We start from the raw sequence: 14,077 nt of genomic DNA on the forward strand, positions 1-14,077 counted from the left end.
CGGTGTCCCCACAACCCCAAATCAAACCTTGGTACAAACATATTTGGCCCTGGGTGCTGATGGCCGGCCCCATCTTCGTCGTTATCGCCAGCGTTTCCATGTTCTTCGTCGCAAAAGAACACACGACAGACTTGGTGTCTGACGATTACTACAAAGACGGCAAACACATCGAAATCCAACTTCACCGCGATGAAGAAGCCGTTAAACGGCAAATTCAGGTGCAGGTCTTAATCAGTCCGGATATGAACGCCGCCAAAGTATTCGTCAGCGGACAATTCGATACCAAACAGCCATTAAACCTATTGTTGATGCACCCGACGCGCAAAGCCGATGACCAAACCGTCAAGCTGCGCGCCGTAACAGTCGAGCCGCAAAACGGCCGCATGGAATACGAAGCCGTCTTTAAGCCTTTACGCCCAACCAATCATTGGTACTTGCGCGTTGAAGATGCCTCAGGCATATGGCGTGTTGAAAACAAATGGATAGTCAGCCAAGGCAATGCAGTCAACCTGACACCCATGGACAAATTGTTCGACAACGGCAAACAAGCCGCTTCAACAGAACAATAAATCCCGACCCAGGCCGTCTGAAACCTTTCAGACGGCCTGAAATCTTCATACCCTCTTATATTTATTCTCTTCCAAAGATGATTTTTTCCGATTGGCGCAGACTGACCGAAAACGAAGTCCGTATGGCAAAACAAGTTTTTGCAGACAGCATAAACTTCCACCGCATCAAAATATATCGCGGCATTCCACTTATACCCAACGCCAATACCGCCATTGCACCCAATGGAAACATATACTTTCCGCGTAAACACTGCCCCGAAGATTTCACTCAAGCCGGCATAGCCTACAAAATTTGGCTGATTCATGAGCTGACACATGTCTGGCAACACCAACACGGTCACAAAGTTTGGCTTTCCGGCCTATTCATCATGCTCAAAGGCGGATACAGAAAACGCAAAGCTTACGCCTATCCCATCCCCTTACCACACATTAACCAATTAAATATCGAACAGCAGGCAGACCTTATTGCCCACTATTTCGCAGCCACTTTTCTACCCAAAAACATTTACACCCCGCAACAGCCTATTTTTCAGACGGCCTTAGCAGATTTTCTTCACAACCCACACGACAAAAATCTATGCCCGAGATACTTGTCGGCAAAAAAACAACACTTCAAAAAGCAGAGTGAACAAATAAGCTATAATGAACAACCCGACACATCATCCAAAAGATCCCAAACCATGCCTTGGAACATACCTATTTTACTTACCTGGATGCGCGTCCTATTAATCCCCGTGTTCACCATCCTATTCTATTTGCCGAACACATGGATTCAACCACAAACCGTCAACTGGACAGCCGCTATTATCTTTGCACTTGCCGCTATTACAGACTGGTTCGACGGCTTTTTGGCACGCCGCTGGAAACAAACTTCCGACTTTGGCGCATTCCTCGACCCCGTTGCCGACAAACTCATGGTCGCAGTTGCCCTGCTCCTGCTCGTCAGCCTTGGCAGAACATACGCCATCTTCGCCATGATTATTATCGGCCGAGAAATCACCATTTCCGCCTTGCGCGAATGGATGGCACAAATGGGCAAACGCGGCAGCGTTGCCGTGGCAACCATCGGCAAATTCAAAACCACTGCCCAAATGATCGCCATCTTCCTTTTGCTTATCGGCACAGACAAATATAACGATCCTTTCTATCTCATCGGTAACATATTGATGTTTATAGCATCTGTATTAACCATCTGGTCAATGTGCTACTACCTGAAAATGGCATGGAAGGAATTCAAATAAATTTTTTGAAAAAATAAAAACAAAACACTTGACGCACGCGATTAAATCCATAATAATTGCGTCTTCTTCGATATACGAAGCAACAAATATCAGAGCGGGAATAGCTCAGTTGGTAGAGCGCAACCTTGCCAAGGTTGAGGTCGCGAGTTCGAGACTCGTTTCCCGCTCCATTCTGATTACTTGTTGATTGTTCTTTTTCAATATGCGGGAATAGCTCAGTTGGTAGAGCGCAACCTTGCCAAGGTTGAGGTCGCGAGTTCGAGACTCGTTTCCCGCTCCAGTTTAATTTCAGATGCACTCAAATGCGGGAATAGCTCAGTTGGTAGAGCGCAACCTTGCCAAGGTTGAGGTCGCGAGTTCGAGACTCGTTTCCCGCTCCATCAAATCATGCATCCGAATATGCGGGAATAGCTCAGTTGGTAGAGCGCAACCTTGCCAAGGTTGAGGTCGCGAGTTCGAGACTCGTTTCCCGCTCCAGTTTCATACTACAACACTCAAACGTAGTTTTGGCGAGATAGCAAAGTGGTTATGCAGCGGATTGCAAATCCGTCTACGCCGGTTCGATTCCGACTCTCGCCTCCATCCCTTTCATGGCGGGGTGGCAGAGTGTTTATGCTATAAGGGGTGCAACCCTTATACAGGCCGGTTCAAATCCGCGCCCCCGCCTCCAATTTCTCAATTTACTGTCTATGCCCGGGTGGTGAAATAGGTAGACACAACGGACTTAAAATCCGTCGGCCCTAAACCGGCCGTGCCGGTTCGATTCCGGCTCCGGGCACCAATAAATATCTGAATTTTATCTGAATTTATTGAAAATCTAAGATTCCAAATTTCCAATTGACAGCTTATTTGTAAGGCTGTCTTTTTTGTTTGTGCCTGATTTGTGTCTAACTTGCCCCGTATGTATCAAATGTGACAAGCTCCTGCAAAGGCCTCAAACTATGACAGTAAGGAAGACTGGTAGCATCTGGTAATCATCGTTTGCTGGACGGCATTATGCACAAAGCCCACCGCAAACATCCACTGTCGGAAGCGCAAACCAAACGTAACCGACATCTATCGAAGACCCGTTATGTGGTCAAACAAAGCTTCGGTACGCTGCACTGTAAGTCCCGCTACACCCGGGCAGCCTATTTCGGTCTGATTAAAGTGAGTGCGCAAAGCCATCTGAAGGCAATGTGTTTGAACCTGTTGAAAGCCGCCAACAGGCTAAGTGTGCCTGTTGCTGCCTAAAAGGTGGCTCGGATGCCTGATTAATCAGGTATCCAAGGTGGATTAAGGGGGTATTTGGGTAGAATCAGGAACAATTAGGGGCGAAATGTAAGCCGCCGCCGACTTTTGCACTTTGTTGCAGTAACTTTTGCACTCTAGGCTTCGCGAAAGTTTCGACAGCTTTTGCACTATATCGGATGATGAGAAATAAGAAAAGCGACGCTACCGTCGCTTTTTATTTTACCAATTACATACGACCAATTCTCCACTGGTTTTACCAGTTTTATTTCTTCCGACCGTATAAGCCAATTCAAGTTGAGTGATACGGAAATCTTTAAACAATTCCCTGATATCAGGGTGGTCATTAATGGATAGCATGACCTTACCCTTACTCTCTGCCATTGCCTTGGCCAGTAATTTATACTGCTCCCAGCCAAATGATTGGTCATAGCCTGCGGTCTGCCAATATGGTGGGTCTGCATAGAAGAAGGTATGCTCACGGTCATATCGCTTGAAGCAACGATCCCACGATTCATTCTCTATATAAACACCTTTTAAACGGTCTTTAGCAGCCTTTAATTTAACCTCAATCTGAGATGCATCCCACGCTTTTGACGTGGTAGCTGTCCCAAAATGCTGATGGACGGTTTTGCCGCCGAAAGCGTTGTGTTGAAGGTAGAAGAAACGAGCGGCACGTTGAATATCTGTCATGCATTCGGGCGGCGTATTTTGCAGGCCGGAGAATGTCTCACGGCTGGTCAGCGTCCACTCGAACTGACGGACGAACTCGTCGAAATGGTGTTGTACCACACGATAGAGATTGATGAGCTGTCCGTTGATGTCGTTGAGCACCTCTACTTTAGCAGGCGTTGGGCGCATAAAGAACAATGCTGCGCCACCAGAAAACAACTCGACATAGCAAGAATGCTCGGGGAACATGGGCAAAAGATGTTTTGCTAAACGACGTTTGCCACCCATCCAGGGGATAATAGGTAATGTCTGTTGCATTTTTTGCATCATATATACTCCTAAATTATGGCATTCGCGATGCTCTAAATCAGATTTAATATGACGCTCAAAGGCATTCTTTTGATTTATTAATTAGCTGAAAGAATTGATGTTTTTACAACGAGCGCACTTTATTTGTACACAGCCGCTGCCTTTTGCCAGCAATTTCCCACAAAACTTACAGCGTAATTCACGATAGATTTGCATTTGCATCCACTCCTGTATCAGATAGAATGCCTCGGTCTCTAGAGACTAAGGCGGCCTTAGAAGTCAATGCAGGCATACTCTGCTTGGCTGGCGTAACAGTGTTGCCGCACTGTTACGTCGCCGTCCCACTTATATTTAAAATCCTCCCAAAGGCCGCCTTATTCAGACGGCCTTTTATTTATATTTGCCTACAAATAGCGCAACTCTTTCGCTTTTGCGATGATACGTTCAGCGACTTTAGCCTCAACCGCCGGAAGCAGATGGGCACCGCCGTCTTGTGAGAGTGACAACGGCATTACGCCGTCTGTTTGCGCTTTTTTATCCGCCTCATTTGGCGTGAGGCCGCTATCCGTCCAAATCTGATCAGATAAAATATATTGCTCAATATCAAAGACATTATTGCCATATTTAGACTTGAGCCAATTATTAAATTGATCCTTGAGCTGATGTCGGTATGGGTGGTTTTCTTTGGCCCAACCCGGCTTATTATCAGCCCATACAGTCAGGACAATATAACGGGGAGACTCTTTAGGCTGAACTTGTTGAATACATTTTTCAACATAGCCTTTAATACGCTCCAAAACCGTCTGCCAGTTACCGACATTTGCGCCGTTAATGTCGTTTTTTGCGGTTGCCAACACGCAAATACCATCGACACCACCGCTGTTTTTCAGGCGTACCGGATATTTTTTACCCGGAACAACGTTATGAGCCTGGCTATCGCGCGGAATGACTTTAATATTAGCGGTTTGGCCGGTCATGACCGCTTCGATGTCATCGCCAATAATAACGACGGTAGAGTGCATACTGAAAGGCGTAACGCCTTCGCCGTAAACCAACTCGCCATCAACCATCACGCCATTTGCTTTAGCTGGAATAGTATCGACTTTAAAAGTAACTTCCACCGGGCTGCCGTTCATCGACATTAGGGCATACGCAGCCAGACTGCCGCCCTGTGCGTTGTTTACAACCGGCAGATTTTCAGCGGCGGCAACACTCACAGCCTGACCGCCGATACGTGCATTGGTGGAGTCGCCGAAGAAATTGAGGCTACGTTTCAATGCAGAAGGAGGGGAAGGAGGAGCTACCGGGCGTGCCGCCTCTTTCGGAGGAATAACAGGGCCGGACGGCATAACGGTATGACGCTCATGCTCGACCGGTGCGCCAATATATTGAATGCCGAATCGGTCGCCTTGCTGCAAGGTATCAGAAATATTTTCAGGTTTAGCGCAATAACGCAGGTCAATAATACAGTTGTGCGGATGAACAAGAGCGTATCCGTCCTGTTCATCGGTTAACGCGACTAATTTATTGTCACGCAAAGAGAAATTGACCCAATCACCGGCACGCGTACCCTCAGACACTTTTACCTTCACACGCGTCAAGGTAGTGGCTTCAAATTTTAAAATGTCGCCAATACCGACACCCAACACTTCAGTTCGCATAAAACCTCTTCAAAATAATAATAATAATAATTATTTTAAGACGTTATACGAAAGCAACGCCTGGCTATACTGCACTTAGCCTTATACACCAAGCTCTAAAACAGTAGTATCGGGAGCCTGCCCAAGGATACGGTTGCTCAAGACATCATAAAACACGCGCTGATTTAAAGCGGCTTGCCCGCTTAAAACAAGATTGCCGCCGCTTTGCGTTTGCGCCGCCCATGAGCCGCCGCCCAAATCGCCCGTTATTTTGGCAATGCCGCGCTGTTCGCGCTTGAGCAGTGCCGTCAGGTTTTGATACAGATTAGTCATTTTGTTATCCTCAACAAAAAGATAAAAGGCCGTCTGAACATGGCTTTCAGACGGCCTTTAAAGCATCTTTAAACCAGCTTTAATCATTCGTCAAAATAGCGGTCTATCGTTACATTTTGAGTCACGACAGGCGCATCGTTTTCGATTTTGACTTCGACCGACACACCAACCACCACGCCTTGCCAGCTCCCCGAAGGCTCATTGATTTGCCAAATCTCGCCTAAATTCGCCATAGGAATGGCGTATTTATCCGATACCGGTAAAGACACCGTTTCGCGCTTATGAACACCGGTCTCGCTTAAAGCGGCGATACCGGCGGCAAGCAAGACCGGTTGGTCGGTATAAAGCGTATTGGTCAGCGCGGAGGCACGCGGCTCGCGGTTGCTGCCGTTGCGGTACACATCCGCGCCTTTGCCCTTGTTATGGCTCGGCCAAACATAAACCCCGTTGGCACGCTCCGATACATTGCGCTGGCCGCTGATGCTGAAAATCACGCTGACAGGGACACTGACATCGGCAGGCGCATCGGAAACCTCCCAAGAAGCCTTTTTCCATTTAGGCTTAAAGCGGACAACAGGTCGGGCGCGGTCGCTCTCCACAAATCCCCCGGCGGCTTGAGCCAGCTCTTGCAAAACAGCAATCGGCGTTTTATCGGTCAACGAATACACATCTCCCGGAATCAACCAATCAACCATCGTCCAGCCGTCCAAATCCACACCTGTCGGGCGTAAAACCTCCGTTGCGATTTGTTGCGCATAAATCGGATTGCGGTATGTACCGCGGCCTTTAGGCGCATAGTCCGCGCCCAAACGGGCGGTAACACTGCGGCCGGTTACCATATAGCTCTTTTGCCCAAAGCGGCGGTTGTCGCTGTAATCTTCGGCAATAATGACAAAAGTATCCGCATTGATTTGCACCTCGATTTCAGCCTCCCCGCCTTTCGGTCGGGCATCAGGATTAATCTTGGCAAAATCATCGGGCGAAACAGTCAAACTGCCTTGCCAGCAATAACCGGCAGTGTCCGTCGTAAAGGAAGCAGAAAACAGCCCGATCGGCTGGCCGTCAACCGTAGCCTTAATAATATTTTGCATGATATATCCGTTTAAAACAGGAGTGCTTACCGTATCAAAACAAGCAAACGGCAGTGGAATATGGCGCGCATCGTGTGCAATCTTTTTGCGGTAAAAGCGCAGGTGCAGACGGTTTGAAGGCGGGCGGATACCGCAAACATAAGTTTCAGGGACGGGCTCCGGCTCAACCGGAATCTCATAATACTCGCAAGGCACAGCCAAAGCAGGAAGGCTTTGCGGATGCGCACAGCGCGCCAATACCGCCGCCTCGCGCACCTCCGATACCAAACAATCGTCCACCGGCGCGTCATCGGAAAACACACTCTCCGAACACGCCGCCAAAGCCTCACCAAGACCTGCCGATGATCGGTCTGCATTACAGCCGCTTAAGAACAAATCATCGGGGAAAGCATCATGCAGACAGCCGTCCAGACCATCCATTCCGGCCTGCACCGCCTGCATACACCCGGAAACCACGTCAGACAAGCCGACCGTTTCATGCAGGCAGCTTTCCAACTCAGGCATATCCGAAAAGGCCGTCTGAAAACAAACCGCCTCCCCGACAGCCTCCGCCGTTATCCCCGACACTTGGGCAGCCATGTCGCCCAAATCATAACGACCGGCCGCGCACACCGCCTGCGTTGACACCGCCTGCTGCACAAAGCCCCATGCCCCCGAAACAGTCGCATAACCATCCGGAGGGCGGTACGGATTAGGCTTAAGCGGCGTATCGGGAACAATCTCACCGCCATCCTCAATATGGCGTAAAGGCCGTCTGAACGCCAACGGCAAGAGCCTGGACGACGGACGGGAGCCAATCGCCAAGCCGAAAGGCAAAGGGATACGCGCCGAATCATCATAAATTTTGTCTTCAGACATTTCAGACGGCCTCAACCGCCGCCGTCACGCTCGACATAAGGCTTAATAAAATCATAAGAAACAGGCTCGTATTGCTTTTTATAATCCGTCGCCACCATCAAATACTCCTCGTCTTCCTTGAGCCGGTCAAAGCGGTAGCTGCCGTCTTCCGCGCTCCAAGTATCGGCGATGCAGTACATATTAGGCCGGGCAAACAGATAAATACGGCGCGAAGCCGGCTGGCCGCCCACCGTAACAATACCCGTACCTTCGCCGGCAATATAGCCGTGGCCGCCGTATTTCCAATGCGGCGATTTGACTGCACGGTTTCGCCCAATCCGATTGACGATTTTGCTACGCAACTTGCCGCGCTTAACGGCAAGACGGCTACGGAAAACATAATTCGGCATGGCTTACAGCTCCCAGGCTGTGAGGTTGATCAGCAGGCCGGAACGATTACCAAAAACTTTGGCATACATCCATTCATCGCCGGAATTGTCTAAATTATCGTAAACAGTACCTTGCGGAATAACACTGTTACTCGGCATCTCTTCGTTGGTCCGCATCAAACCCGGAACTAAGCCGCGAATCGCATATTTACTGCCATTAAGCTCTTCAAAAAGATACAGGTCGGAAGCAGTAAAGCCGCCACTGATAGGACTTGGGTAAGGGACAGAGGATTGAACCACATTAGCACCACAATAAAATGCATTTGGCGCATCCCCTTTGTAATCGCGCATGGCCGAGCAATGAAATGCGTTGGTGTCATTCAAAGTAAAATATCTTCTGTCTCCGGGCCCACCCAGCCCCAATAGGTTTTGATGCTCATCCGCCACCGCCAGGCTTGGAAACTCCCCAAAATAAAGTACAGGGCTGATGGACGAATTATCCGGACCCAGCAAAATAAGGGCAAAGGCACGTGCATGACCTACTAAAACCCATTCCAATCTGAAACTATTATCGGAATAATAGGCACTAGTAAACCGAACCCTATCCGAATTACGCCAAACATATTGAACCTTCTTGCCCGCTGTAGCAGATGTCGGCTCCAAAATCCCACAGACATCGGTATAACGACTATTTCTATCGCCGCCTGCCAAATACTTCGTATCATCCACCCCCAGCCACCACTTTGTCGCCTTCGGGTGCATACTGCGGAAACAGGCTTCTTGCGCCTTTTCAAACGCCATTTCCCAGCCTAGAGCGTCCTTGCGTTTATTACCCTCGCCATAACCGGTAACCAGGCAGGCTTTTAAAATCGTTTTAATACTGCCTGCCGCCGATTCAACCTGCGGCGCACCCTCGTCATCCCAGCGGTAAACCTTTACCGGCACACGTTGCGTATCAAACATTTCAGACGGCCTTTCTTTTTACTTCAATGGTTTATTTAAAACCCTATTAAAACAAAAGCCCCGAAAATCGGGGCTTGGCATAGTTGCACTCAATAGCTTGTTTCTATTTTGTTTTATTGATTTCAGCGGAAATAAGTAATTGTCGCCTGACTGCCGCTTGCATCGACGGAGCAGCTAAATTGCGCACGCAACATAGCCCCGAAACTGTTTTGCGAATCGACATATCCGCTTATTTCAAACGTCCCATCGGCATTTTCACGCCGTTGCCATCCCCCGAAATCAGCCGAAGCAGGCGATTTTAAAATACCCGTTACCGCGCTTTCGCAGGCTGATTGTGCCTGATATACGCTCGGCTTGGATGACGTGCCGCCGTTTTTGAATGTAAACCAAAGCATCGGGATGGAAACCAGAATCCCGGTACCGATCAATTTCAAGAAATCAGACCCTCCGCTTTTTTTATTTTTCTGTCTGAGCTTTTCTCTTTCTTTCGCTTTTTCGCTTTCTTCTTTGGCAAGATCGGGATTTTCGGCATGGAGGATTTTATCGTATTCCGCCTTTGCCGCCGGATTCAGCAAATACTCGCGACACCATCTTATCTCATCCAATTCAAGTTTCTGTCGCTCCGCAGCACGCCTCAAAGCCCGTTTAATCTCTTCTTCCGTTGCAGATGACATAATCCCAAGAAGTTTGTAATAGTTTTCCATTTCATTCTCCATATTTATTTTAAATAATGTATTCTAAAACAAACGGCATAAAAAAGAAACAAACGGTATGAAGGCCGTCTGAAAGTCCTATTCAGACGGCCTTATCTTTTATTCGGCCACTGTATTGCCGCGCAAACACGCGGTAAAACCATCGCGGCCGTTTTGCTTGTCCGGCGAAGGCTGGACACTGCGCAAAATCCAAACAGGCAACGGCGTACCGTAGGTATTGAAGCGGATACAGTTCTGCACCGACCAGCCGCCGCCGAATGCGGCCGCCTTGAGCGTGAAATAAGGCTTGCCGGTTGCCGGATTGGTCGGCGCAAGATCGGTCAAGGTATCGCTTTTTGCGACCAAGCCCAGCCGCTCGCCGTAAAGCTCAAATTGGGTTGCAGTAATAAATTTAATCAGCCAACGCTCGGTAATTGCGCCGTTGCTGGCCAACTTAATCGGGTAGTCTTTGACATTGGTACGCGCCAAAATAGGCTCCCCGCGTTGCGCGTCACTCCACACATTGTCCCATGCCTGCTGAGAAAACGGCTCGGTAGCGCGCACCAGCAAATCGCCGCCGATCAGGGCGGAAGACACAAATGTATGCTCCTTCGGATAGTTGCGCCCAATCGCAAACTGGAGTTTCAGACGGCCTGAAATATCGACGCCGGTCACACGGTTTTCCTCTTCCCACGCGCACACGGCCGTCAGCGGCAGGGTATATTGCGACAAGTCCAACGGCTCGGCAAAAGTAATGCTGCCCGCTTTGAGGTCTGCCGTGTATTTCTCGGCGAGGACGTGTTTGCCCTTGCTGTCGACCAAGCATAGGCGGTCGATATTTTGACGGTTGAGCGTGATTTTTTGAGCGGCAGTAAACGCGCTGCCCAAATCCTGCTTGAGGCGGTTGGAAATCACGATCATATCGCCCTTGCGGAACACAGGGACGCGTCCGTCGGCAGGCAGGCGCACTGCATCAATGCCGATAATCGACGAATCCAAAGGCAGGTTGTCTTGGGTCACGGCGTTGTAGCGTAAATCTTCGGGGTAAAAACCCTCATCGCGCTTGATTTCATAAAAGCCTGTCTCGTAGTCGATTTTGCCTGTGATGCCGCCGGTAATTTCGCCTGCGGCGTTGCTTCTGCCGACAATTTCGCCATTGCCCGCGTAAACGGTAAAGCTTTCAGGCTTGACCGGCGCGGCAGGTGTGCGGCCTGCATAACCATAACCCTTGATCTGTGGCTGGCGTACGATACCGCCTGTAATTTTAAGATTCAGGAAGGCAATATTACGGTCATTGATAATGACTTTACCGTCAGCAGTCAACGTACCGACTGCATCGCCCGAACCTTGTACTGCATTCCAATTCTTATAAAGCGTACCGCCTCGCTCAATAATCTCTGTCTCGCCGTCATGAAATGACCAGGTATCAAAAACACAGACGCTTCCTTGATCAAAGTCGCTCAAAACATTAAATAACAAGCCGCCGTTCAAGCTGCCACGACGTTTTTTTATTGAAGCTGGATCACTAGTCAGGTAATCTGCATACCAACTGACTATTTTTCCATAACGGTTTATTTCTTTTGTCTCAAGCGATTTTAGGTACTTATGTGGTGTATCCAAAATATTTTGTTCAACCATCGATCTTTCATTACCGGTAACCTGTAACACCGCTTTAGGCACGATCATTGTCGACCCTACACCACTCACACCCTCGGCTATTCGACCGCCGATTGTAAACTCGCCATTTTTCGCAGGGTTGGCGGACAATACAATTTTAAAGCCGCCTGAACCAGTTTTTACTCCCATTACTTATCCTATCTCAATGCTGCCAATTCCCAAGAATACCTGTTTGAAACGGTTGTACTTGTATATTCCTCAAAGCCTCCCAAAGCCGTTAAAGAAACAGTGCGCCAATCCGGTACTGCCGTACCTAGTGTGATATTCCATATCTCTCCTTTTTCCTCTGCGGTCAACCCACGCCCATCAGCAAGACCAACCTGAATGCGTTCAGGCTCATCGCAAACATAATCAACTGAAGTAGAGTCAATATAAGCCGGCAATCTAATCGTACCGTTCAAATAATCCACGCTGCCAGTTGCATCACCCGTTAATTTTCCTGCGCCATCGTCTTGCGCTCTTTTCTTACCGTTATTTTGCCAAGTAAGCACCAGCGTTCCCGGCTTAATCGAATGCCCCAGGGAATAAGTGCACTTCCCGTTTGCAGCCTTGGGCAGATTATTTCCGCCCGTCTTTCCGCCATCAAAAGACGTGAAACCAGAGGAGTCTCCCCATTGGAACACTAAGCGGCTGCCAACATCCGGAAGAGACGGTAGATTAAGCAATACACTGCCTGTTGCAGACGATACCGTACCTACACTTTTACCGGCCTCATCCCGTAACACGCCGTCGCCTGTATCGGTCAAAACATACCAAACGCCCAAAGCCATAAAAGACACTTTTAAACTACCCAAAGCAGGATTAGGTCTAAGCAGAGGGGCAAATGATGTACCGTGATTGGTTTCTTTAATTTCTACCGCAATAGCATATCGAGCGGATGATGATTTAGCACCAGGAACCGCAGTTACCGTGTAATAACCTGTCGGCAAACCACTCAGACGCCCATGAGCGTAATCGGCATTGACGATATTGTCCCCGCTTTTAAGTTGACCGAAGCCATTGTCTGTGTAGTTCCCAATCTTGATACTGCCGGGTAAAACAGCCGAAGGCAAAGTTAAGGTTCCACTATTGACATGCCCCGCAAAAAGCTGCTTTTCCGGCGCAGCGGCGACCCATGCTTCACCGGGAACCGGGTATTCGTCCGCATAAGGTGTCTCGACTGTCGAGGTCGGTACAAGCTTTTCGTAAATGCTAGACACCGTCAGCGTGGCATCTCCTGCCGAAAGGCCGTCTGATACAGGTTTCACGCCATAATAAGCCGCGGAATCTGCCACTTGGGTTTCCAAAATCTTAACTTTAGGCGCGGCATACCCCTTAACCGGATAATCGACACCATCAAAATCTCGGGTTAACGGATTGCTGATTTCCATTTTGACTACACGGCGCGGCACTTCCTCGACCTCACCGTTTGATTTTGGGATCTCAAAAACTCGCACTTCATCTTCGATGTTGATAATGCGGAAATACTCCGTGATACGGCGCGTCACATCTTTGGTTTTTTCTTCATATTGCAGGCAATAACGCTCGCCAACCTTCGGCAAAGGAGCCTCTACGCGCTGATACGCCTGCACAAGGCGAACGCCTGCCAAATGGCGACCCAATAACGTCATGCGGCTCTCCACTGTCGGCACAGAATACGCCTCAATGCGCGGCATAATATCCGCGCGGCTCTCGCCGTAGTTGCGCGCCTTAAACGCCAAGAAAGACACGTTTTCGGAGGTCGGCGGCTCGGTAATGACAAAATGACCGCCGTAAAGCGGCTCGGAATCATTGCGCAAGACGGCAGGGTACAGCAGACGCGCGTCCAGGCTGCCCATCGTGCGGTCAACGTCCGAGACGGGTGGGAAAATCTCGTTATCCTCGCCGGTCAGCGGTTGGCCGACCATCAAACCGCCGCCGTCAGGCGTATCGGTCATGCGCTGGCTGGGGTAAATCTGCAAATCCTGCTGCGTTAGGCGCGTTGTTTTTTCCATGTTTGAAACCTTTTTAAATCCTGTTTAAACCTACTTTCAGACGACCTTAAAACGTCATCAGGCAGAGCTGGGCGGTGTATCGCTCGCTATCCGTTTCCGGCGTTGAGTAATGCACCGGCTCGACATTGTTCAAAGCCGCGTTGTGGGTGCGCCAAATAACATTAAATTCGCGGCCGTCGTAGTGCGTCAGCGTCATTTCCAATTCGGGGACGTCCGTCCAGTCGCGCAACGTACGCAAGATACTTAAATCAAGCCATACCCAATCGCCCGACAGCGTAATCGGACGACCGTTTGCCTTAATGCCTTGTTGGATGACCAATCCGCCCGACAAGGTGCGCTGCGGAGCGGCCTGCGCAACCTTGTTCCATTCAAATTCATCGTCCCAGCGCATATCCTGCGGCAGATGTACGGCCACGCCGGTGTCTTTCCGTTTCAGCGTCCATTCTTGATTTGCCATTTCA

13 protein-coding genes, 7 tRNA genes and 1 pseudogene are annotated in these 14,077 nt (G+C 49.3%); 10 read left to right on the top strand and 11 right to left on the bottom strand.

Features of this window, described 5'->3' with window-relative positions:
- The first annotated feature begins 2 nt into the window (after positions 1 to 2).
- The 10 genes and pseudogenes from ACTHUG_RS05555 to ACTHUG_RS05600 form a co-directional block, all read left to right on the top strand.
- A complete protein-coding gene (locus ACTHUG_RS05555) occupies positions 3 to 569 on the top strand; it encodes a FixH family protein (protein WP_188213707.1) in 567 nt (188 codons plus the stop codon).
- A gap of 680 nt (positions 570 to 1,249) precedes the next feature.
- On the top strand, positions 1,250 to 1,810 hold the full coding sequence (gene pgsA, locus ACTHUG_RS05560) for a CDP-diacylglycerol--glycerol-3-phosphate 3-phosphatidyltransferase (protein WP_003679552.1): 561 nt from the start codon (positions 1,250 to 1,252) through the stop codon (positions 1,808 to 1,810).
- Between the two features lie 94 nt (positions 1,811 to 1,904).
- Positions 1,905 to 1,980 (top strand) — tRNA-Gly (locus tag ACTHUG_RS05565).
- Positions 1,981 to 2,014: 34 nt separating this feature from the next.
- Positions 2,015 to 2,090, top strand: a tRNA-Gly gene (locus ACTHUG_RS05570).
- 24 nt (positions 2,091 to 2,114) lie between these two features.
- Positions 2,115 to 2,190 (top strand) — tRNA-Gly (locus tag ACTHUG_RS05575).
- Between the two features lie 21 nt (positions 2,191 to 2,211).
- Positions 2,212 to 2,287 (top strand) — tRNA-Gly (locus ACTHUG_RS05580).
- Positions 2,288 to 2,318: 31 nt separating this feature from the next.
- A tRNA-Cys gene (locus tag ACTHUG_RS05585) sits at positions 2,319 to 2,392 on the top strand.
- A 10-nt stretch (positions 2,393 to 2,402) separates the two neighbouring features.
- Positions 2,403 to 2,480: transfer RNA gene (locus ACTHUG_RS05590), tRNA-Cys, on the top strand.
- A 21-nt stretch (positions 2,481 to 2,501) separates the two neighbouring features.
- Positions 2,502 to 2,591 (top strand) — tRNA-Leu (locus ACTHUG_RS05595).
- 194 nt (positions 2,592 to 2,785) lie between these two features.
- Positions 2,786 to 3,043 (top strand): annotated as a pseudogene (locus tag ACTHUG_RS05600) (transposase); the annotation flags it as partial.
- A gap of 219 nt (positions 3,044 to 3,262) precedes the next feature.
- On the opposite strand, the gene ACTHUG_RS05605 reads toward ACTHUG_RS05600, so the two are convergent.
- The 11 genes from ACTHUG_RS05605 to ACTHUG_RS05655 form a co-directional block, all read right to left on the bottom strand.
- The gene (locus tag ACTHUG_RS05605) at positions 3,263 to 4,042 is read right to left on the bottom strand and encodes a DNA adenine methylase (RefSeq protein WP_440385728.1); all 780 of its coding nucleotides are present in this window, start codon (positions 4,040 to 4,042) and stop codon (positions 3,263 to 3,265) included.
- Positions 4,043 to 4,123: 81 nt separating this feature from the next.
- Positions 4,124 to 4,243 (bottom strand): zinc finger domain-containing protein, encoded by a 120-nt coding sequence (locus tag ACTHUG_RS05610; protein WP_311457636.1) that lies wholly within the window; start codon positions 4,241 to 4,243, stop codon positions 4,124 to 4,126.
- Positions 4,244 to 4,425: 182 nt separating this feature from the next.
- On the bottom strand, positions 4,426 to 5,682 hold the full coding sequence (locus ACTHUG_RS05615; RefSeq protein WP_440385727.1) for a hypothetical protein: 1,257 nt from the start codon (positions 5,680 to 5,682) through the stop codon (positions 4,426 to 4,428).
- Between the two features lie 81 nt (positions 5,683 to 5,763).
- On the bottom strand, positions 5,764 to 5,994 hold the full coding sequence (locus tag ACTHUG_RS05620; protein ID WP_049323799.1) for a hypothetical protein: 231 nt from the start codon (positions 5,992 to 5,994) through the stop codon (positions 5,764 to 5,766).
- Between the two features lie 83 nt (positions 5,995 to 6,077).
- Positions 6,078 to 7,943: a hypothetical protein gene (locus tag ACTHUG_RS05625; RefSeq protein WP_440385726.1), complete on the bottom strand. Its 1,866-nt coding sequence runs from the start codon at positions 7,941 to 7,943 to the stop codon at positions 6,078 to 6,080.
- 11 nt (positions 7,944 to 7,954) lie between these two features.
- Complete coding sequence (locus ACTHUG_RS05630) at positions 7,955 to 8,332, bottom strand: hypothetical protein (protein WP_440385725.1); 378 nt, start codon at positions 8,330 to 8,332, stop codon at positions 7,955 to 7,957.
- A gap of 3 nt (positions 8,333 to 8,335) precedes the next feature.
- Entirely contained in the window at positions 8,336 to 9,274 is a 939-nt protein-coding gene (locus ACTHUG_RS05635) for a hypothetical protein (RefSeq protein WP_440385724.1), read from the bottom strand.
- A gap of 122 nt (positions 9,275 to 9,396) precedes the next feature.
- On the bottom strand, positions 9,397 to 9,978 hold the full coding sequence (locus tag ACTHUG_RS05640; protein ID WP_440385723.1) for a J domain-containing protein: 582 nt from the start codon (positions 9,976 to 9,978) through the stop codon (positions 9,397 to 9,399).
- 108 nt (positions 9,979 to 10,086) lie between these two features.
- Entirely contained in the window at positions 10,087 to 11,772 is a 1,686-nt protein-coding gene (locus ACTHUG_RS05645; protein WP_440385722.1) for a hypothetical protein, read from the bottom strand.
- An 8-nt stretch (positions 11,773 to 11,780) separates the two neighbouring features.
- Positions 11,781 to 13,616, bottom strand: a complete 1,836-nt coding sequence (locus tag ACTHUG_RS05650) for a hypothetical protein (RefSeq protein WP_440385721.1) — start codon at positions 13,614 to 13,616, stop codon at positions 11,781 to 11,783.
- Between the two features lie 46 nt (positions 13,617 to 13,662).
- On the bottom strand, positions 13,663 to 14,073 hold the full coding sequence (locus ACTHUG_RS05655; RefSeq protein WP_063076042.1) for a hypothetical protein: 411 nt from the start codon (positions 14,071 to 14,073) through the stop codon (positions 13,663 to 13,665).
- Between the last annotated feature and the right edge of the window lie 4 nt (positions 14,074 to 14,077).

The organism is Neisseria sp. P0022.S009 (assembly GCF_051956675.1).
In the GTDB taxonomy this organism is placed as follows: Bacteria; Pseudomonadota; Gammaproteobacteria; order Burkholderiales; family Neisseriaceae; genus Neisseria.

Coding starts and splice junctions, on each gene's coding strand:
- pgsA (WP_003679552.1), top strand. CDS start 1,250: ATGCCTTGGAACATACCTATTTTACTTACCTGGATGCGCGTCCTATTA.
- ACTHUG_RS05605 (WP_440385728.1), bottom strand. CDS start 4,042: ATGATGCAAAAAATGCAACAGACATTACCTATTATCCCCTGGATGGGT.
- ACTHUG_RS05610 (WP_311457636.1), bottom strand. CDS start 4,243: ATGCAAATGCAAATCTATCGTGAATTACGCTGTAAGTTTTGTGGGAAA.
- ACTHUG_RS05615 (WP_440385727.1), bottom strand. CDS start 5,682: ATGCGAACTGAAGTGTTGGGTGTCGGTATTGGCGACATTTTAAAATTT.
- ACTHUG_RS05620 (WP_049323799.1), bottom strand. CDS start 5,994: ATGACTAATCTGTATCAAAACCTGACGGCACTGCTCAAGCGCGAACAG.
- ACTHUG_RS05625 (WP_440385726.1), bottom strand. CDS start 7,943: ATGTCTGAAGACAAAATTTATGATGATTCGGCGCGTATCCCTTTGCCT.
- ACTHUG_RS05630 (WP_440385725.1), bottom strand. CDS start 8,332: ATGCCGAATTATGTTTTCCGTAGCCGTCTTGCCGTTAAGCGCGGCAAG.
- ACTHUG_RS05635 (WP_440385724.1), bottom strand. CDS start 9,274: ATGTTTGATACGCAACGTGTGCCGGTAAAGGTTTACCGCTGGGATGAC.
- ACTHUG_RS05640 (WP_440385723.1), bottom strand. CDS start 9,978: ATGGAAAACTATTACAAACTTCTTGGGATTATGTCATCTGCAACGGAA.
- ACTHUG_RS05645 (WP_440385722.1), bottom strand. CDS start 11,772: ATGGGAGTAAAAACTGGTTCAGGCGGCTTTAAAATTGTATTGTCCGCC.
- ACTHUG_RS05650 (WP_440385721.1), bottom strand. CDS start 13,616: ATGGAAAAAACAACGCGCCTAACGCAGCAGGATTTGCAGATTTACCCC.
- ACTHUG_RS05655 (WP_063076042.1), bottom strand. CDS start 14,073: ATGGCAAATCAAGAATGGACGCTGAAACGGAAAGACACCGGCGTGGCC.